Genomic DNA, 19,295 nt, shown 5'->3' on the forward strand with positions numbered 1-19,295 from the left:
GCTAGCATACAAGATGTTTGATTTTTATTTTTCTTCTAGCTTAAAAAGAATATTTCTGAGTGGCTTATTAAGCCAGCTTTTTGTTTTAACTGTTTTTGGCCAATCGCAGTACGGCAACGAGTGGATCAATTACGGACAGGCATATTATAAAATTAAAGTTGCCAAAACCGGCATTTACCGCTTAGATCAGGCTTATTTAGCTAATGCAGGTTTAAGCAATGTTAATCCGCAAAATTTACAGCTTTGGCGCAGGGGCAGAGAAGTAGCCATTTATGTTCAAGGCCAGGAAGATGGAGTTTTAAATCCGGGAGATTACCTGGAGTTTTACGGGCAGCGCAATGATGGTCAGCTCGACCGGGAGTTTTATAAAAACCCGCAAGATCACGCAAATTCTTATTTTAGTTTGTATACAGATACGGCGGCTTATTTTTTAACCGTAGCACCTTTACCTGGCAAGCGGGCAGAAAACTTTAATTTACCGGCAACCGGTTTACAACCCGAACCCTGGCACCGAGCCGAGCGACTTAAATTGTATACTGCCGAGTACCAGGGTGGCGCTTTTTACGGCGATAACCAAATGTCGTGGGGCGATGCCAGTGAAGGCTATGGCGATGTGTGGTTCGGAACTATTGGCAGTGGCGTACGCGCTCCGGTAAAAGAATTTGAAGTAGATTCTCTGCTGAATTTAGAACCCAACGGTTCCCCGCCCCTTATAGAAATTTTGCTCGAAGGAGTTTTACGCGATGCGCACAACGTTACCATTGCTATAGTAACTCCAAACGGTGCGGTGCGTCAGCTAGAAAGTAATATTATTTTTAGTCCTTTTGATAAAATTAAAAAGTTGTATCTGCTGCAAGCGGCCGATATTTCCAGCGCCGGAAAAGTAAAATTAAGAATAACGGTTAATGCCCAGGGAGTAGCTGATATTGTTCGGGTGCGGTATTTACGGGTATCTTATGCCCGTAAAAATATTTTCCTGGCACCAGGTATAACCATATCGCCCTCCGATACCCTAAAAAGCACTCCTTCTTATTATGTATTGCAAAAAAGCAACAACCAAACTCTTCTAGGATTCAACGTTACAGATCCTTATAGTATAACAAAAATTAATGTTATTAATACTGCTACGGAGGCAACTTTCGTTAGCCCTAGCTCCAATAATCAACAGCAAAAAATATTATTAGTAAATGCCGGTACCATTTACAGGCCGGCTCCTCCGCAAAGAATTATTTTTCGTAGCCTTGCCAGTAATTCTGCCGATTTTATTTTATTGTATCATAAGCGGTTAGCTAAACCAACTGCTGCCTACTCTAATCCGGTAAAAGCTTACAACGATTATAGAGCTTCGGAGGGGGGCGGCAAACACGATACCTTATCTTTAGAAATTGAACAAGTGTATGATCAGTTTCATTACGGCGAGAAATCGACCTTAGCTATCCGGCATTTAATGCAATATTTATTGGTTCAAGGCAAACCGCAATACTTACTGCTATTAGGGTATAGCTTACTTCCTGATTACGACAATTATGGCCGTTCGCGCACCTTTCCTACCCCAGCATCTAGGCAACGCGACATGATTCCGACGGTGGCCCCAGTGTCCGATATATTTTTTACCGCCGATTGGGATAAAGATGAATATTACCCTAAAGTTGCTACTGGCCGGGTGGCAGCGCAAAACCCCGAAGAACTAGCGGCCTATTTCGAGAAAGTGAAAGAACACGAAGCGCTACCCGACAACTTGGAGTGGCGAAAAAATATCCTGCATTTAGGGGGCGGCGACACGGAGCAATTAAAAACATATATCCGCAATGCTTTAACCCGCTGGGAAAATATGGTGGAGAAAACTTTTTTAGGTGGAAAAGTAAAAACCATTTACCGGTTAACTACCGCCGGCACCGAAAAAATGAATGTTTCCGCTGATATAAATGCCGGGGTGTCTTTAGTTACTTTTTTCGGACATTCCTCTCCAACCATAAATGATATTGATATTGGACTGGTAACCGATCCGGTTAATGGGTACAATAATACCGGTAAATACCCCATGATGATTATGAATGGTTGCGCCACCGGTAATCCCTTTTACGACAATACTTTCGGGGTAAATTGGTTATTGGCTCCTAAAAAAGGAATTATTTTATATTTAGCGCATTCCAGTATTGGTTACGCCAACATCTTGCAGCTTTACAGCGAAAAGTTTTACGAAGTAGCATTTACCGATTCTACTTTTTACGGAAAACCCGTTGGTATTATTCAGCAAGAAACCATTAAACGCTTTTTAACTCAAACTCAAAGCCCAAATGCAATAGCCCAAGCCATGCAAATGTTTTTGCAGGGCGATCCAGCCATCCGGTTGTTTTCGCCGCAAAAGCCGGATTACTTGGTACAAGAAAACGGTCCTTTTATTCAAACTTTTAATAACGAGCGATTAACTGCCGCCCTTGATTCGTTCACCATTGCTATTCCAGTTAAAAATTTAGGAAAAGCTGTTACAGATTCTATTTCTGTTTCGGTAAGGCGCAATAATGCATTAATCATTGATTCGGTATTTTTTCCGGCCGTATATAACCAGGATACGCTTTATTTTAAGTTTGTTGATAAAATTGGCCATACGCCCGGGGTAAACCAATTTACTATTTTGTTAGATCACCTAAATAAAATAAGCGAATCGGACGAAACCAATAATAGTTATACGTTTGAATATTATTTCCCTGCTAATACGGTGCAGGCGCTTTATCCTCCCGAATATGCTATTGTGTCTGAGGCAAATGTTAAATTAATCGGGCAAGCTTTGGAGAGGCAGTCCCAAAACCAGGATTATTATTTTGAATTAGATACTTCGCCTCAATTTAGTTCCTCGCAAAAGCAATCTACCCTAATAGCCGGAGCGGGTTTATTGCCAACCTGGCAAGTAACGCTACCGGCCAGCCAAACTCCCGAAGACAGTGTGGTATATTACTGGCGATTCCGGACGAACGAGTTGGCGCCGGGTCAGGATTCGGTGGTGTGGGGGCACAGTTCTTTTCGTTACATTCCGGGCAGTCCGGATGGTTGGTCCCAAAGTCAGCCAGCTCAATTACGCAGCGCCAATACCCAGGGAATTGCTTTAGATCCAACTTCCCAAAAATGGGAATTTACTCCTAACTCCCGAAAATTAATTTTAAAAACCAGGGGTGGTAAAGTAGCGGCAGCATTTCCACCTAATGGAATTTTAATAGATGGGAGAACCCGCTTTGATGGTACCTGCGGTTTATCCCAGCCTAATATACTGGCCGTTGTTTTTAACGATAAAACCCTGGAGCAGTATATTATGCCGGCCAATTCGGGAGCAGCCCTGTGCGGCAACTCGCCCAAAACCATGTACCATTTTGTGAATCTTAATCAACTGCAAAATCAGGAAAATTTACGCCGGTTCTTAGAAGCAGTGCCGTCAGGTTATTACGTGGCCTTAATTTCGGTGCAGAATGTGCCATTCAGCGTGTTTTCGCCTGCACTTAAAGCAGAATTCCGAAACCTAGGCTCCCGCCTGATTGATAGTGTACAAACCGGTTATCCAATAGCTTTGGTAGGTAGAAAGAATGGAGCAGCAGGAACAGCGCAGGAGAGAACGTACGTGCGCAGCGAACCAACCGGAGCAGCTCTGCAATCCATAGAGCTAAGTACCGACCTTACTACCCGCGGCGTTTACGGCGAAATAACCTCCACCTTCGTTGGGCCAGCAACGGAGTGGAGCAAAATCCAGAATTTAGTTAAGAAAAATGGAGCCGGAAAAGATAATTATTTCTTAACTGTCCGGGGTTTCGACGCCCAAAAAAGTAAAGACACTTTAGTTTATTCCAACACCAGCCTGCGAATCTTAGATTTAGTAAATTTAAAAGCTAAACGCTATCCTTATTTACGTTTACAACTAGCAGTAGCAGATACGCTCGACCGAACGGCCCCCCAACTTAGTGAATGGCTGGTTTTATATAAAGGTACTCCCGAAGGTTTAATTTTGGCCGATACAATGGGAACCGATAAATATAAAAATTTAGGAGCCCAGGCCGCCACCGGAAACATAAGTACCAGTTTTACTTTTCAGAATATTTCACAATACAATTTTCCGGATTCTTTAGTGGCGCGGCTAACTTTAATAGGAAACAGCGGGTTCACGCAGGATATAAAAGTAAAACCGCTGGGTAAAGGCGAATTGGTAGATATTCCGGTTACTTTTCCTACCCGCGGCTTAAGCGGTAAATATACTTTACGTTTATTTGTTAATCCGTATTTACAGCCCGAATTGGTTTATACCAACAATGTATTTGAAGTGTCCTTTACCGTAGGTACCAATATTCCGCCTTTGTTGGATGTAGCGTTCGATGGCCAGCATATTTTAGACGGGGATATTGTTTCACCGAACCCACAAATTACAGTTTTAGTAAAAGACGAAGACAAGTACTCTTTTTTGCAGAATACCGAAGGCTTGGAAATGCTTTTATTAAAGCCTACTAGCTCTAATTATGAACAAGTAAATTTAACCGGGAGCGAAGTAAAAGTATTTCCGGCCGATAAGAAAAATGATTTTCGGGTAGAATTTACTCCTCAAAATCTGGCAAATGGCATTTATAAACTTCGCGTACAAGCCAGAGATGTTAGTAATAATAAAGCAGGGTTTGAACCTTACGAGATTAGTTTTAATGTAATTAACGAATCTACCATCACCAACTTTTATCCTTATCCGAACCCGCTCTCCAGCAAATCCCGGTTTGTTTTTACGGTAACCGGCGCTCAAATACCCCAAAACCTGAAAGTGCAAATTTTAACCATAACCGGTAAAGTTATCCGCGAAATAACAAAAGAAGAACTTGGTCCGATTAAAATTGGCAACAATACCAGCGAATACGCCTGGGACGGCACCGATGAGTTTGGAGATAAATTAGCGAATGGGGTTTATTTATACCGCGTAGTAATGGATACCGATTTGTTTTCGCACCGTAACACGACCGGTGATAAATCCTTTACGAAAGGTTACGGTAAATTGTATATCCTGCGGTAACCTGAAAAGTAAGATCAATTTGCAGATTTGTAAAAACGAACAGTTAATAATTACTTAAAATAAAAAAGCAGCTATTAAATTTAATAGCTGCTTTTATTACTTAAAATGAACTCAGAAACACTTATAAATTAGGATTTCTATCTAGATTATCTAAATCACTGGTTCTGGTAGTGTTAGTAGTGCTGGTGCGATTAACATCGGTACCCAGATCTTCTATTTCTACATCGGTGCGGCGTACGGTTTCGTGAATGGTTTCTTCCCGCTCTTCTACTTCTTTACCTAAACTTACTTCTTCTACTACGCGGGCTTCTTTACCAACTACTGCTACTTCGGCTTGCTCTCTAATCTCAATTTCACCTTCGCGGAAGTTAGCTAAATCTGCTTCAGTAGCCGGACGATTTACCGGGGTCCGTTCTACCCGCACGTGTTCTACGCGTAAACGTACATTTTCTTCAACGGGGCGTTCAATAATCCGGCTCCGGATACGGGCGCCGCCAGTTTCTACTACGCGCTTACCTACTTGCAATTCTTCCTCTATAATTGGAATAGAGCCAGTAGTGTTAGCAGTATCAGTTGTGTTGGTACGGTATTGCTGCGAACGCTCATCTACGTCTACTGCGCCGTACTGATCCAGAATCCGGGCAGCACTTTCAGCTTCGGTGGCAGATTGAGCATGAACGGTAATAATGGAGCCACGACGGCCTACTTCGCTGTAGGTTCTAACGTTATCATCATCATCGGAACCAAATAAATTGCGGAAGAAATTGCTTACACTATCATCATCGTCTCTATCGGTATTATAACCAGAAGTAGTACTTCCACTATAACTAGAGGTAGTACTACCAGTGCTATAATCGGTAGAAGAATTACCAGTTGCTCCGGGAGTGGAAATATCTATTCTATCTTGTGAAATGCCTGAGCTTATTAGTTGTTGTAATGCTTGTTGCGCTTCTGTTGAATTGTCGAATATTCCTATCACTGTTTGTGCCATAGTTTTATGTGTTTTTAGGTTAGATTATAAGAATTATAAAAAAATTAAAAATTTTCGTTGTTTACGGTACTGGTGTCGGTTCGTTCTATTTTTACTTCTTCTTTCCGAAGCGTAACCGTTTGCGACACATTGGTTTGTATTTGTTGTTTATTAATCCGAATTTCTTCTACTAACATTAGGCGTTTTTCGATAACCACAACTTCCTGAATAACCGGAATAATCATGACATCGCCTTCGTAACGCACAGCAGGAGCCGCTTCTATGTACTGGTTAACCGGTACTCGTTCTACCTGTACTTCTTCTTGTAAGAGAGGCGTTTCTACCTGGGCTTCTTCTTCGTTAACGGTTTTAATAATCCGAACGCGACCGGTCTCTACTACTCTTTTACCTACCTGTACATGTTCTTCAATTACCGGAATAACATGAGTAGTTTTTTCAGTTTCTTTGTGCCAATTCTCGTTCAGGTTTTCCTCCATTATACGGATTTCTATTTCTAATATTTTTTATTCTAGTAATGTTTACTAGTGTAAAGGCTCTTACGGTACTCATCTGGTAATGTTTACTTTCGTATCGGAAATTTATTATTTTTTAATATTGTAGAATTAACAAATTGGTAATATTAAAGATGAGCTTTCGTTAAATTTAAGCTTCAACACTTTTTATAAGTTTTTGTTTATCAAATTATTAATAATTAAATTTTTAATTATATAGCTTATTTTGACTTAAAAACCAAATAGTAAACGTGGTTTAAAGAAAAAGTATAAATTACAAAAAATTAATATTTTTATTTATTAATATAGATGTTGAATAAGTAGATTCTGACCTTTCATTTATAAGAGTTATAATTAATTTTACGGGACTGATTTGGGGAAACTAACCTGGAAAGTATTTATATAATCTTCCTGCATTATGAAGTGCTATAAAATTTAATCTACTTTAGGTTTTTAATATAAATTGCTCGCCTTGGTTAAAGAAAAAACAATTTTATTGGCTAATTACAGCGGCCATAAACTGGAGGCTGGCTTGGATGAAGCCGGACGGGGTTGCCTGGCTGGGCCGGTAATAGCGGCAGCCGTAATATTACCACCCGATTATTATCATCCTACCTTAAACGATTCTAAACAGCTCACTAAAAAACAACGAGAAAATCTGCGGGAAGAGATTTGCCGCGAAGCCATTAGCTGGGCCGTAGGCGAGGTTTCCTCCACTGATATCGATTTAATTAATATTTCGAAAGCTTCTTTTCTGGCCATGCACCAGGCGGTAGCTCAGTTGCAAATCCAAGCCGAGTATTTAATTGTTGATGGAAATCAATTTATTCCTTACCCGGGTATTCCGCACGCATGTATTGTAAAAGGAGATAGTAAATATTTTTCTATTGCGGCGGCCTCCGTTTTAGCTAAAACATTCCGGGACGATATCATGACTAAATTAGCCGAACAATTTCCGGGTTATGGTTGGGAACAAAATGCTGGTTATCCCACGCGCTTGCACCGGAGTGCCATTCAGGCAACTGGAACTACACCGTACCATCGGTTATCTTTCCGGTTATTACCTGAATCGTTTATCTTATAAAGTAAAATTTAATTAGTAAAGTTATAAAAAGTCTCAGCCCCAAATAAAACCTTAATACTAGGGTTTACTTGGGGCTGAGACTTTATAATCAGCTATTACTTTAAGTATATTTTACTTTTATTAAACTATACAGAATCTAAATCTTTAAATTCGGTAGTGCTAAAATTTTATTCTTTTAATTACCTGCAATTTTTAGTAAAAAGATACTTATAGAGCTAAAGTAAATTTTAAAATTTTAGTTCTTCAGTTTTAATAGATCCAGAAATAAACTAAAAGAATCAATACGGGAGCTGGATTGATGACCAAAAGTATCAAAGGTTAAGGGTTTTTCGATGTAGCCGCTTACCTCTAAATCTTCCGCTTTCGTCCGGTCCGAATCTTCCATGGAAGTAGTAGTAATAAATACGTTTAAATACTGCAAATCCACGTCGTTCCGGATTTCCGTGAGTAATTCTAAGCCATTCATTTTAGGCATGTTAATATCGAGCATTACAACGCTGGGTAAAGGATTTAAAGGGGCCTGACCTTCTCCTTTTAACATCGACAAAGCTTCACGGCCATTACGGGCAATATGCAGAGGCAAATTTATGTTTAGCTTACGCAGTTCGCGCTCTACGCTCATAATATCCAAGTAATCATCTTCAACCAAAAGTATGCTGGGTAGTGTTTCGTTCATATAATCAAGAATGTAATACAGAAATAATAAATATGTAGTATTATTCTTAGCTTGGTTCAAAATCCGAGCCAGAATTTAATTTTTTTGGCCAGGTAAATACAAACGAGGAACCTTTTCCGGGGCTGGATTTTACCGTTATTTTTCCGCCCTGTTGTTCAATAATTTTTTTCACTATGGCAAGTCCTACCCCTGTGCTTTCTACGGCATCGCGTTCCTGTAAAGTCTGGAAAATTACAAAAATCCGCTGGTGATATTCTTCTTCAATTCCGGGGCCATTGTCGGTAACGGTAAATTGATGGGAATTTAATAATTCGGCGTATTTCACCTGAATTAAACCTTCTGTTTGGTGGTGGTACTTAATAGCGTTACTGATTAAGTTCGTAAATACCTGTTGCAAATAAACCCGTACCGTAAACAATACCGGCATAGTATCGCCTACCTGAAGTTTAATTCCGGGTGGTGGCGCCAGCATTTCATAAATTTCAAAAAGTAATTGCCGGGTGTCTACCGTTTCTTCTACTAATTTACGGCGGCCAATCCGGGCTAAGGCCAAAATGCCGTTGATCAAATTTTCCATGCGGTGTACCCGCGTCCGCATTAATTTTAAATATTCCTGAATGTGCCGGGGTAAATCTTTGCCCATGTCTTCTTCTACCCAGCGCGAAGCGTTTTCAATTCCCCGTAAAGGTGCTTTTAAATCGTGCGATACTACGTAGGCAAATTGGTCCAATTCTTTGTTTTTAGCTTCTAACTCGGTAATGGTTTGGTTAATTTTGTTCGCCATTCGGTTCAGCGAATGCGATAGCTTACTTAATTCATCGCGCGAAGTATCTAAAATTTGGGTTTTGTACTCTCCCGATGAAATTCTTTCGGCCAGACTAACCATGGAACCTATCCGGCGCGTAATAATGCGGGCAATGTAATACGACCAACCTAAACCAATTAATACCGATAGAATGGTCATTATGGTAGAAAATAAGCGTGTATTATCAATGCTGTTGCGCAGCCGCGTTAATTGGGATTCGCGTATTTGATTTTCTATATTATTGAGCCCGATAAACATAGAACGCATGGAGTCCATCATTTTCATGCCGCCGGAAACCATAGCATTATCGGCATTTTTTAAATTCTGAAGACCCGAATTTTTTAAATCGTCGCTTTCCAGGTTTTGATTTCTTTTTTGACTTATTAAGGCTTCGGTAAAAGTAGTTACCCATCGGTTATGCGTGTTTTCAATTTGCTGCACCTGTCGGATTTGTACCGGCGAATCTTTTACTAAAGTCTCTAAATTTGAGAATAGAGCCGGTATTTGCTTTTTGGCGGCGTAGTAAGGTTCTAAAAATACTTCGTTACCTGTTAATAGAAAGCCACGCATGCCAGTCTCCATATCCACTATGTAGCGTTGTAAAGCCGAGGAAGCTCTTACTACACTTTGCGAGTGCGTTACCCACTGGCTGTTTTCGAGTACCTCTTCGGAAAGTTTAAAATTGATGTAAATAACGGATGTAAAAAAGATGGATATTATAATAAAACCGGCAAAGATTCTGGTTGATAATTTCATGAGGAATAATCGGGGGTGAAGGAAGGACCAGAAAAGTAATGCGCAAATTTACGACTTAAATTTTGGTGATAAAAGCCAACCGTAACGATTACTGCGGTTAAAGAGGAGAAAAGGGTGTTTGGGGCAGGCTTAAATTTACTAAAAACGATTTCCAGAACCTGTATAAAATATCTACTTTTGCGCCGGTTGCAGCTACTCAAATTACTATGGACGAATTAAAAAAAGTGGCCCTGAACGAGGTGCATACGGCACTGGGTGCTAAAATGGTACCTTTTGCGGGGTATAATATGCCGGTTCGATACACTTCTGATCTGGAAGAACACCACACCGTACGGCAAAATGTAGGTATTTTTGATGTATCGCACATGGGCGAATTTATGGTTCGGGGTCCGCAAGCTTTAGATTTAATTCAGCGGGTTACCACCAACGATGCCGCCAAGTTAACCGATGGCAAAGTGCAATACTCTTGTTTCCCGAACGAGCAAGGCGGAATTGTAGATGACTTGCTGGTGTACCAGTTTCATGCCGAGGAGTACATGTTGGTAGTGAATGCGTCTAACATCCAGAAAGATTGGGATTGGCTGAATCAATACAATACAAATGGAGCCGAGCTGGTAAATATTTCTGATTCAGTTTCTTTGTTTGCCGTTCAAGGTCCTAACGCCATAGCAGCCCTGCAGTCACTTACTTCGGTAAACCTCTCCGGAATGGTTTATTATACTTTTACCGTAGTAGAATTTGCCGGAGTTCCGGACGTAATTTTATCGGCCACGGGCTACACCGGCGCGGGTGGTTTTGAAATTTACGTGCCGAATGCACATGCCCGGGAAGTGTGGGATAAAATTATGGCGGCGGGTACGCCCTTTGGCATAAAGCCCATTGGTTTAGGTGCCCGCGATACGCTCCGGTTAGAAATGGGTTATTGCCTTTACGGAAATGATATTAATGATTCAACCTCGCCTTTGGAAGGAGGCTTAGGTTGGATTACTAAATTTTCGAAAGAATTTACGAATGCTCCTTATTTGCGCGAGCAAAAAGAAAAGGGATTAGCCAGAAAACTCGTTGGATTTGAAATGCAGGAACAAGGTATCCCAAGAGCGCACTACGAAATTGTAAACCAGGCCGATGAAAAAATTGGAGAAGTAACTTCAGGTACGCAATCACCAACTTTAGGCAGAGGCATAGGAATGGGCTATGTTACAACTGAATACAGTAACCCTGAACAAGAAATTTACATTAAAATACGAAATAAAACGCTGAAAGCGAAAGTTGTAAAATTACCCTTTGTTAAACAAGCTTCCAGCTAGTAGCCAAAAAGTAAATAAAGCAATAATTCTATTAAGCAGTTGAACAAGGTTTCCGGTTTTCGTATTTGCCGGATAATAACGTTTACCTTTTTTCATCCTAATAATTCAAAACTTTAAATTTTTCACTTTTAACTCTCAACTTTTTCCATGCCTCTTCTGGATGTTTGTTTTAGCCCCGAACTGATTCATTTGTACGATTTAAAGGGTAGGATAGTGGTGGTAGTAGATATTTTACGGGCTACTTCATCGATGGTAACAGGTTTGGCGCACGGTCTGGAAAAAATAGTACCGGTAAGTAATCTGGATGAATGCAAATCTTACTCTCAGCAAGGTTATTTAACGGCAGCAGAGCGCGATGGCAAAATGGCCTTAGATTTCGATTTTGGTAATTCGCCGTTCAGTTACATGGCAGATTTAGTAAAAAACCGTACTCTGGCCATGACAACTACTAATGGAACTCGGGCTATCCGGTTATCGGCGGAGGCAGATAAAGTAGTGGTAGGTGCTTTTTTAAATTTGAGCAGTGTAGCAGCTTACTTACAAGAACAACAGAAAGATGTATTAATAGTTTGCGCCGGCTGGAAAGGAAAATTTAACTTAGAAGATACCTTATTTGCCGGTGCGTTGGCGCATAAACTACAAGATTCTTTTGAATCGGAGAACGACGCTACTTTAGCTTCGTGGCATCTTTACGAAACAGCGACAAACGATTTAGCGGGATTTTTAAGTAAGGCATCGCACGTACAACGTTTAAAGAACCTGGATATACACAAGGATATTACGTTCTGTTTGCAACAGGATGTTTACGATATTGTGCCCATTATGGAAGGTGATTTTCTAGTACCCTATATACCCGAGGTTATCAAAAATTAAAATAATTACTATTTTCCGTCGTATTTACTTTCTTCTATAATATTGGTAATGGTGCCCGAAAGCTTTCTGATTTTTAGCCGAGTAATAAATACTTCTTCCTTTTGTTTTATCCTGCAAAGGATCTAACAACCCGAAAAGAAGAACGGATTGCCATTAATAGGGGATTACTGCTGAGAAGAAATAAATTATTTTCTAAATAATGCGGCAGTTCCTACAAATTCAGTCCTTTAGGGCGGATGATAGAAAGTAGATGAATTTGTTCTAAACTAACATTCCGAAAAATCTTGATTCAGTTTTACTTCAACTTATCGTTTTGCCAATGGCGGTTTTGATCACGGTTCGTCTTTTTTTCCAGGTTCTTGGTTAAGGCAGTTGTTAAGTCTATGCCGGTTTGATTTGCTAAACAGATTAGAACAAATAAAACATCGGCTAATTCATCGCCTAGATTTTTCCCTTCGTCCGACTTTTTAAATGATTGTTCGCCGTATTGACGCGCGATGATCCGGGCTACTTCACCTACTTCTTCGGTTAAAATAGCCATATTCGTTAATTCATTAAAATACCGCACCCCGTTTTCTTTAATCCAGGTATCAACGGTTTGCTGTGCTTCGGCTAAGGTCATTTTTTTAGTTGAAAGTTTTAAAGTTGGAAGGTTAAAATGTTGAGAGTTTTAGGTTGTATGTAATACGTTGAATGTTACACTTTGTCCGTTGCTTGAACTTTACATCACGCAGCTGTAAAAGCAATTTTCATTGCTCCCTCCATTAACTATGGTCTGTCGACTATGGTCCATGGTCTATTTACTAAACGCGGTTCTTTGAGTCCAGGTAAATAGTTACCGGGCCATCGTTTATGAGCGATACTTGCATGTCTGCCCCAAATACGCCGGTAGCAATCTTTTTATCCAGTTCAGATTCTAATTCGCTAATTAGTTTCTCGTACAACGGAATAGCTATGGCCGGAGGAGCCGCTTCGATAAAAGACGGACGATTGCCTTTTTTAGTATTAGCCAACAAAGTAAACTGACTAATAAGTAAAATATTGCCGTCTATATCTTGCACGCTGCGGTTCATTTTACCTTCTGCATCACTAAAAATACGCATTTGTACTACCTTCCGGCTTATCCAACGAATATCTTCTTCGGTATCATCAGAAGTAATTCCGGCCAAAATTAGTAAACCAGTTTCTATCTGGCCGGCTACTTTATTTTTTATGCGAACGGCGGCTTCACTTACCCGTTGAATAACTAATCTCATGAGCGTTAGTAAATAATTTTGAGCAATTTGCTCCCGGAATTTACTTTAATAAATTTTAAACAAATTTGTTTAATCAGCTAAAAGTACGGGTAAAACCTGAAACAAACTTTAGGTAATTGCTTATTTTAGCCACGTTGAGGCAAAATCCGTTACATTGGTACGATTGAGTTAAATTCCTATTTTTGTACTGCGACTAAACCGATTGAATGCCCAAAAAATATATTTTTTACCTAATAGGGTTCTTTTTGCTTGCAAGCGCCGGATTATACGGCTATTATAAATGGAGTAAAGCACAAGAAAAAGTTAACCTTTGGACTTTAGTGCCCGATGATGCTGTATTTGTGTTCGAAACTAATCGGCACGAACGGTTTATCAATCAATTAAGGCAAACAAACCTTTGGGGAAACATTTCGCGGCTACCGTATTTTACTAATTTACAGGAAGATATTCGTTTGTTAGATAGCGCTTCGGAGCGGCGTTTAACCTTACGTGAATTTATCCGGCAAAAGAGAATTGTTACGTCGGTTCATGTTACAAGTAAAACTGATTTTGATTTTGTGGTGTATTTACCGGTTAGCTCCGTAGCCGAACACCGGTACCTTCGTAGTTTTATCGAAAACGTTGCAAAAAGCCCTTTATTCCAAACCAAAGAACAAGACTACCAAGGCTATTTGCTTACTCAGGTGCAGAACGCCCAAAATAAAGATGCGTTTACTTTTTTTACTTACCGTAACAACATCATTTTTAGTTCTAATACCGGATTACTGCAACAAGTTATTCGTAAAATTAACCGGGCTAAATTAGAATCGCCGGTGCAGGAATTCCGCAAAATAAATTACCTGAAGGAACGAGGTGTATACGCCAATATTTTTATTAATTACCGGCACTTAGCGCCTTTTATAGGCTTGTTTTTAAAACCGGAACTTCAATCGGATGTAGATTATTTAGTTAGTTTGTGCCGCAGCAGTTTGCTTGCATTGCAAGTAGATAAACAAAATTTTTACTTAAACGGACTTTCATTACCCGAAACCTTACCGGGATCTTTGCATCAACAATTAAGGCCGAAAAATTCACAGGCTTTACGCTTAAAAGCATACGTACCAGATAGAACGGCCATTCTAATTTTTTTGGGTAATCAGCAGCTCGTGGGGTTAGCTAAAAGTAATAAGCAAATTTCTTCTTTGGTACCGGAAGTAATACCCTGGCTCGATTCTTTGCGCCAAACCATGCAGCAGGAACTAGCCTTGTGCTATTTAACTACCCCCAATGAAAATGTAGCTCCTGAAAAAGTAGCGTTGGCTTTTACCCCTAATCCAGATAAAACGCAACAAGTATTACAAGCGTTAAATACGGCGGCAAATGTGCGTTTTGCTACGGAACGCGCCGGTCGTTACCGCATTCAGGAAATAGGGATTCCGGAGTTACCTGTTAAGCTTTTTGGAAAAGGGTTTACGGGCTTTCCGAGGTGTTTTGCGGCGCAGGTAGATAGTTTTCTACTTTTTGCGGCCAGCGAAGAAACCTTGCGGGGATACGTACAAAATATCCGAGATAAGAAAACCTGGGCGAATAAGGAGCAACAACAGAGACTTCTTCAAAAAACTTTGCCGCAATCGAGTGTGAGTTTGTTTATTCATACGCAAAACACCTGGAATTTTTTAAACAGGTACTTGCAGGAGGATAAAAAAGTAGGTTTGCTACGCTATGAAAGTTTAATTAGAAAGTTTGGCCAAATTAGTTGGCAATTTTCCCGGCAAAATCAGCAATTTCTGACCCGAATTTTACTTCAACACCGGATGGAGGCAAGTGCCACCCACGAAAACGAAGAAAAATTTAAATTAGAGCAGGAAATTGCTTTTGCGGCGCCACTTATTACCGGACCGGATTTGTTGCGAAGTCGACCGGGGAACGCAACTAGGATATTGGTGCAGGATTCAGCTTTGGTATTGCACCAGGTGAACCCCGAAGGAAAAATTGCCTGGTCCGACTCCTTGGATAGTAAATTAACCAGCCCGGTATACCCGATTACTTTTGGAGCAGACGCTCAACCTAAATACGTTTTTTCGACCCATAATCGTATTTTTTGTTTAAACCAGGCCGGGAAGGACGTCGAAAGTTTTCCGTTTAACCTGAGTGATACCACCACTATTCAAAACCTGACCGTAATTGACCGGGGGCAAGCAAATTATTATTTTCTGGTGAACGATGTGCGCGGTAATATTTACTTATATGATAGGCAAGGTAATTTAATACCCGGTTGGCAACCGAAAGAAATGCCTGGTAAACTGGCAATAGCTCCTTATTATTTAAATATTAAAGGCCGCGAGGTTATAGTACTGGCAATGGAAAACGGATACATATACGCCTTAGATGTTAATGGAGCAAATTATCCGGGGTTCCCGATAAATCTGAAAGGAACTTTTACGAGTAGGTTAATAGCCCAGCCTGGTTCCAGTTTCCGTAATTCAAAAATGGTATTACTCACCCAAGCTGGCGAATTAATTACTTTTAATTTAGCGGGGCAAGTAGAAAAAAGAATGGCTTTTGCCCGGCCTTCCCGTCGTACAACCTTTGAATTGGTTTCAGAAAATAGCGGTCAATCTTTTTTAATTGCCCGCCAGGATTTAGGTAGGGTGAATTTGTACGATGCTGATCAGAAACTAATAATGGAAAAAAATTACGTTACCTCCACTCCTAAACTGATTCAGTATTTTTACTTTGATCCGGCTAATATTATTTACGTGATAACAGAACGTGGTCCACAAAAAACTTACCTTTACGATATAAACATAGCCTTAATTGGCGATAAGCCTCTTACTAATAAATTACCCGTGCATTTAGAATACAATGCTACTTTGCAACAATATCAATTATTTAAAACTACGGATAATTTACTGCAAGAACTTATTTTTAGAGCCCGGCCTTAACTAAAACGAACTAAGCCAACCTTTGCGATAAAAGAAATACAACTGGCCTAGTAAAATAAGTAACATAATACCCAACAAAATGACGTACCCGTAAGGGTGATACAACTCCGGCATATTCAGGTAATTAATGGAACCATCGGGGTTTTGGCGCGAAAAGTTCATACCGTATACGCCGGCCACAAAACTGAGCGGAATAAAAATGCTGGAAATAATAGTAAGCACTTTCATAATTTCGTTCATGCGGTTGCTTACATTCGACAAGTATAATTCGGTTAAGTTGCCCATTAGCTCGCGGTAATTGTCTACAATGTCCAGCACCTGCACAATATGATCGTACACATCTTTAAAGTAAATTTTTATTTCATTGGGGATAGTGCTGTTCTCGCTGCGCAGAATTTCATTTAATTTATCCCTTTCCGACCAGGCAATCCGGCGAACTTTTAACATTTCCCGTTTCATGTTCAAGATTTGGGTCAGCAGTTTTTTGTTAGGCTGCCCAAATAATGAATCTTCCAGCTCTTCGAGGTAATCTCCTACTTGCGCCAATACCGGAAAATAATTATCAATGGTAACATCCATTATAGCGTAGGTAATGTATTGAATGGGCTGTTGGCGTATTGTTCCCCGGCCTGCCCGAATGCGGGACCGCAGCATATCCAGGCAATCTTCGTAATCGCTCTGTAGCGTTATAATATAGTTAGAACCAGTAAAAATGGAAATCTGATCGTCGTCGAGACAATGGTCCGGCAAAAACGTTATCATCCGGGAAATAAAAAATAAATTTTTCCCTTCCGTATCCATTTTAGGCCGTTGGTAATCGCTGATTACGTCTTCCATTTGCAAAGGGTGGATTTGGAAATCAGCCGAAATTTTTTCTAGTAAAGTTATATCGCCGTACCCTCTAATATCAATCCAATGTTGTAGCTGCGGATTAGCCTGGTAATATTGTAATAAAGCATCATAATCGGTATATTCTTTTTCCTCAAACACATCGTCGTCAAAGGAAATTAAAAACATTCGGGGAGGATGCGCATTTTCGGGTACGTACAAATACCCTGGCCGCTGGCCCACTTTTTTGGCAAAAGTATTTTCCTGGAGAGCTTTAGACTTGGTAAGGGAACGAAAAACTTTCATAATTAAACTTCGGCAAAAGATTTTTTAAAATGTAAAAAGCAGGTATTCAATGCTGAGAGTAAGCTTTCCGACTTATTACGTAATCCGAAGTAAACAGGCAATCACTCCGCAAACCGAACATCTTTTATTTTAGATAACCGGGCGCGTATTATTACCTCGGCGGTTTTAGGAAACTGAATAACGAGCGTACATTCTTGTTCAAATTCTTGCTTTAGAATTACTAAATCTGGTTCTTTCGCTAAACTCATTACCTCGTTTAATTGCTCGTAAGAAAAATACAGGGTTAGCTGGCTTAGTTCTTTTTTTTGAATAATAGTAGCAGTGGCCAAAGCATCTTGTGCAGCCGTTTTGTAAGCCTGAATTAAACCACTTACTCCGAGTTTAATGCCCCCAAAATACCGGACTACCACCAATAAAATATAAGTAAGATTCGACGATTTGAGTTGCCCCAGAATAGGATCACCAGCCGAATGATTGGGTTCGCCATCGTCGTTGGCCCGGTACACGCTGCCGGTTGGGCCTAAACGGTAAGCGTAACAATAATGCCGCGCATCGAAATACTCCTTTTTTAAAGAACCTATTATTTCTTTTATCTCGGCTTCGGAGTTTACCGGAAACGCGAAAGCCAGAAATTTACTTCCTTTTTCTTTATAAACTCCGGCACTGGGAGCAGCAATAGTTTGGTATTGACTCATGTAAGTTAATAAACACAAGTATCAAGATAGTAGATGTTTGACTTTTTTAGTAAAAAAATCTTTGATTTTAAGACAAACAAACTGTACCATTTCTTCGGATAAACCCGGCCACATAGGCAAGCTTAAGCAAGTATCGGCAATATTTTCGGTAATCGGGAAATCGCCTTTTTTATAACCTAAAGAAGTATAAGCTTGTTGCAGGTGCGGTGGAATGGGATAATGGATAACGGTTTCTACGCCTTGGTTGCGTAAATACAACTGTAACTCGTCGCGTACTGAGGTAAGAATAATAAATATGTGATAAACAGATTCGGTATCTGATAAGGAATAAGGTAAAACTATTTCGGTTACATCTTTTAAATGAAAATGGTAGTGGGCAGCAATTTGCCGGCGCTCATTATTCCAGCGGTTTAAATAAGGCAGTTTTACGTTTAAAAAGGCGGCTTGTAATTCGTCTAACCGGGAATTGTAGCCAATTATTTCGTTGTAATTTTTAGTTTCTGAACCATAATTGCGAAGTAGCCGGGCTTTTCTGGCTAATTCCGGATTGTTGGTGGTAATAGCTCCACCATCGCCAAAAGCGCCCAGGTTTTTAGTAGGATAAAAGCTGGTGGCATTTACCTGACCAAAACTGCCGGTTACTTTTCCTTTAAAAGCTGCGCCGTGCGCCTGGGCATTATCTTCAATTACTTTTAAGTCGTATTTTTCTGCTAAAACCATTATGGCGGCCATATTACAGGGCTGGCCGTATAAATGCACGGGTATAATAGCTTTGGTTATGGGAGTAATAGCCGCTTCTATTTTGGTAACATCAATAGTATAAGTAGCAGGATCAGGTTCTACGGGTACGGGAATAGCACCTACCTGCGAAACGGCCAGCCAGGAAGCAATGTACGTATTGGCAGGTACTATTACCTCGTCGCCGGCACCAACATTTACTAATTTTAAACTAATAACAAGAGCCTCCAAGCCGTTGGCTACTCCCACGCAGAATTTGGTTTGGATATAGGCAGCGTATGCTTTTTCAAATTCGCTTACGGATGGACCTAAGATATATTGTTCCGAATCAATAAATTGAATGCTTTTCTCTATAATAGCCGACCGTAAAAGTTGATTCTGGTAAGTAAAAGATAAATATGGAACATGCATAACCAAAGGTAAAAGCTAAACCGATTACTCTTGTTACTTTAGAAAGATGGTTGCAAGGTATTTTTAATTTTATAACGAATAGCTGCTATCTTTGGCTTAATCCTTATGTATATACATCCACG

General features: G+C 40.2%; 14 protein-coding genes. 5 read left to right on the plus strand and 9 right to left on the minus strand.

Features of this window, described 5'->3' with window-relative positions; translation table 11 throughout:
• The first annotated feature begins 13 nt into the window (after window positions 1-13).
• Window positions 14-5,032, plus strand: a complete 5,019-nt coding sequence (gene porU2, locus HUW48_RS07630) for a putative type IX secretion system sortase PorU2 (protein WP_182415110.1) — start codon at window positions 14-16, stop codon at window positions 5,030-5,032.
• 121 nt (window positions 5,033-5,153) lie between these two features.
• Here the strand turns inward: porU2 and HUW48_RS07635 are convergent, their stop codons facing one another.
• Window positions 5,154-6,023, minus strand: coding sequence for a YsnF/AvaK domain-containing protein (locus HUW48_RS07635; protein ID WP_182415111.1), 870 nt, complete (start codon window positions 6,021-6,023; stop codon window positions 5,154-5,156).
• 44 nt (window positions 6,024-6,067) lie between these two features.
• Window positions 6,068-6,499, minus strand: coding sequence for a YsnF/AvaK domain-containing protein (locus HUW48_RS07640; RefSeq protein WP_182415112.1), 432 nt, complete (start codon window positions 6,497-6,499; stop codon window positions 6,068-6,070).
• 505 nt (window positions 6,500-7,004) lie between these two features.
• On the opposite strand from HUW48_RS07640, the gene HUW48_RS07645 reads away from it, so the two are divergent.
• Window positions 7,005-7,598, plus strand: a complete 594-nt coding sequence (locus tag HUW48_RS07645; protein ID WP_182416309.1) for a ribonuclease HII — start codon at window positions 7,005-7,007, stop codon at window positions 7,596-7,598.
• 235 nt (window positions 7,599-7,833) lie between these two features.
• On the opposite strand, the gene HUW48_RS07650 is transcribed toward HUW48_RS07645, so the two are convergent.
• Window positions 7,834-8,274 carry a response regulator gene (locus HUW48_RS07650; protein WP_182415113.1) on the minus strand — a complete coding sequence of 147 codons (441 nt, stop codon included), beginning with the start codon at window positions 8,272-8,274 and terminating at the stop codon, window positions 7,834-7,836.
• A 46-nt stretch (window positions 8,275-8,320) separates the two neighbouring features.
• Window positions 8,321-9,835, minus strand: a complete 1,515-nt coding sequence (locus tag HUW48_RS07655; protein WP_182415114.1) for a sensor histidine kinase — start codon at window positions 9,833-9,835, stop codon at window positions 8,321-8,323.
• 206 nt (window positions 9,836-10,041) lie between these two features.
• Here HUW48_RS07655 and gcvT point away from each other — a divergent pair, with 206 nt between their 5' ends.
• Both gcvT and HUW48_RS07665 read left to right on the plus strand, forming a co-directional pair.
• Window positions 10,042-11,142: a glycine cleavage system aminomethyltransferase GcvT gene (gcvT, locus tag HUW48_RS07660; protein ID WP_182415115.1), complete on the plus strand. Its 1,101-nt coding sequence runs from the start codon at window positions 10,042-10,044 to the stop codon at window positions 11,140-11,142.
• A 147-nt stretch (window positions 11,143-11,289) separates the two neighbouring features.
• Window positions 11,290-12,015: a 2-phosphosulfolactate phosphatase gene (locus tag HUW48_RS07665; RefSeq protein ID WP_182415116.1), complete on the plus strand. Its 726-nt coding sequence runs from the start codon at window positions 11,290-11,292 to the stop codon at window positions 12,013-12,015.
• 295 nt (window positions 12,016-12,310) lie between these two features.
• On the opposite strand, the gene HUW48_RS07670 is transcribed toward HUW48_RS07665, so the two are convergent.
• On the minus strand, window positions 12,311-12,637 hold the full coding sequence (locus tag HUW48_RS07670; protein ID WP_182415117.1) for a nucleotide pyrophosphohydrolase: 327 nt from the start codon (window positions 12,635-12,637) through the stop codon (window positions 12,311-12,313).
• 181 nt (window positions 12,638-12,818) lie between these two features.
• Window positions 12,819-13,271 (minus strand): D-aminoacyl-tRNA deacylase, encoded by a 453-nt coding sequence (gene dtd, locus HUW48_RS07675; RefSeq protein WP_182415118.1) that lies wholly within the window; start codon window positions 13,269-13,271, stop codon window positions 12,819-12,821.
• A gap of 245 nt (window positions 13,272-13,516) precedes the next feature.
• On the opposite strand from dtd, the gene HUW48_RS07680 reads away from it, so the two are divergent.
• On the plus strand, window positions 13,517-16,195 hold the full coding sequence (locus HUW48_RS07680) for a DUF3352 domain-containing protein (RefSeq protein WP_182415119.1): 2,679 nt from the start codon (window positions 13,517-13,519) through the stop codon (window positions 16,193-16,195).
• Here HUW48_RS07680 and corA read toward each other — a convergent pair whose 3' ends face one another.
• From corA to HUW48_RS07695, 3 genes are all read right to left on the minus strand, one after another.
• The gene (gene corA / locus HUW48_RS07685) at window positions 16,196-17,329 is read right to left on the minus strand and encodes a magnesium/cobalt transporter CorA (RefSeq protein ID WP_182415120.1); all 1,134 of its coding nucleotides are present in this window, start codon (window positions 17,327-17,329) and stop codon (window positions 16,196-16,198) included.
• Between the two features lie 101 nt (window positions 17,330-17,430).
• A complete protein-coding gene (locus tag HUW48_RS07690) occupies window positions 17,431-18,024 on the minus strand; it encodes an IMPACT family protein (protein WP_182415121.1) in 594 nt (197 codons plus the stop codon).
• Between the two features lie 21 nt (window positions 18,025-18,045).
• Window positions 18,046-19,173 carry a DegT/DnrJ/EryC1/StrS family aminotransferase gene (locus tag HUW48_RS07695; protein ID WP_182415122.1) on the minus strand — a complete coding sequence of 376 codons (1,128 nt, stop codon included), beginning with the start codon at window positions 19,171-19,173 and terminating at the stop codon, window positions 18,046-18,048.
• Window positions 19,174-19,295 lie beyond the last annotated feature (122 nt).

This window comes from Adhaeribacter radiodurans (genome assembly GCF_014075995.1).
Taxonomy (GTDB): domain Bacteria; phylum Bacteroidota; class Bacteroidia; order Cytophagales; family Hymenobacteraceae; genus Adhaeribacter; species Adhaeribacter radiodurans.

Coding starts and splice junctions, on each gene's coding strand:
- HUW48_RS07650 (WP_182415113.1), bottom strand. CDS start 8,274: ATGAACGAAACACTACCCAGCATACTTTTGGTTGAAGATGATTACTTG.
- HUW48_RS07690 (WP_182415121.1), bottom strand. CDS start 18,024: ATGAGTCAATACCAAACTATTGCTGCTCCCAGTGCCGGAGTTTATAAA.
- gcvT (WP_182415115.1), top strand. CDS start 10,042: ATGGACGAATTAAAAAAAGTGGCCCTGAACGAGGTGCATACGGCACTG.
- HUW48_RS07655 (WP_182415114.1), bottom strand. CDS start 9,835: ATGAAATTATCAACCAGAATCTTTGCCGGTTTTATTATAATATCCATC.
- HUW48_RS07665 (WP_182415116.1), top strand. CDS start 11,290: ATGCCTCTTCTGGATGTTTGTTTTAGCCCCGAACTGATTCATTTGTAC.
- porU2 (WP_182415110.1), top strand. CDS start 14: ATGTTTGATTTTTATTTTTCTTCTAGCTTAAAAAGAATATTTCTGAGT.
- corA (WP_182415120.1), bottom strand. CDS start 17,329: ATGAAAGTTTTTCGTTCCCTTACCAAGTCTAAAGCTCTCCAGGAAAAT.
- HUW48_RS07695 (WP_182415122.1), bottom strand. CDS start 19,173: ATGCATGTTCCATATTTATCTTTTACTTACCAGAATCAACTTTTACGG.
- dtd (WP_182415118.1), bottom strand. CDS start 13,271: ATGAGATTAGTTATTCAACGGGTAAGTGAAGCCGCCGTTCGCATAAAA.
- HUW48_RS07640 (WP_182415112.1), bottom strand. CDS start 6,499: ATGGAGGAAAACCTGAACGAGAATTGGCACAAAGAAACTGAAAAAACT.
- HUW48_RS07635 (WP_182415111.1), bottom strand. CDS start 6,023: ATGGCACAAACAGTGATAGGAATATTCGACAATTCAACAGAAGCGCAA.
- HUW48_RS07670 (WP_182415117.1), bottom strand. CDS start 12,637: ATGACCTTAGCCGAAGCACAGCAAACCGTTGATACCTGGATTAAAGAA.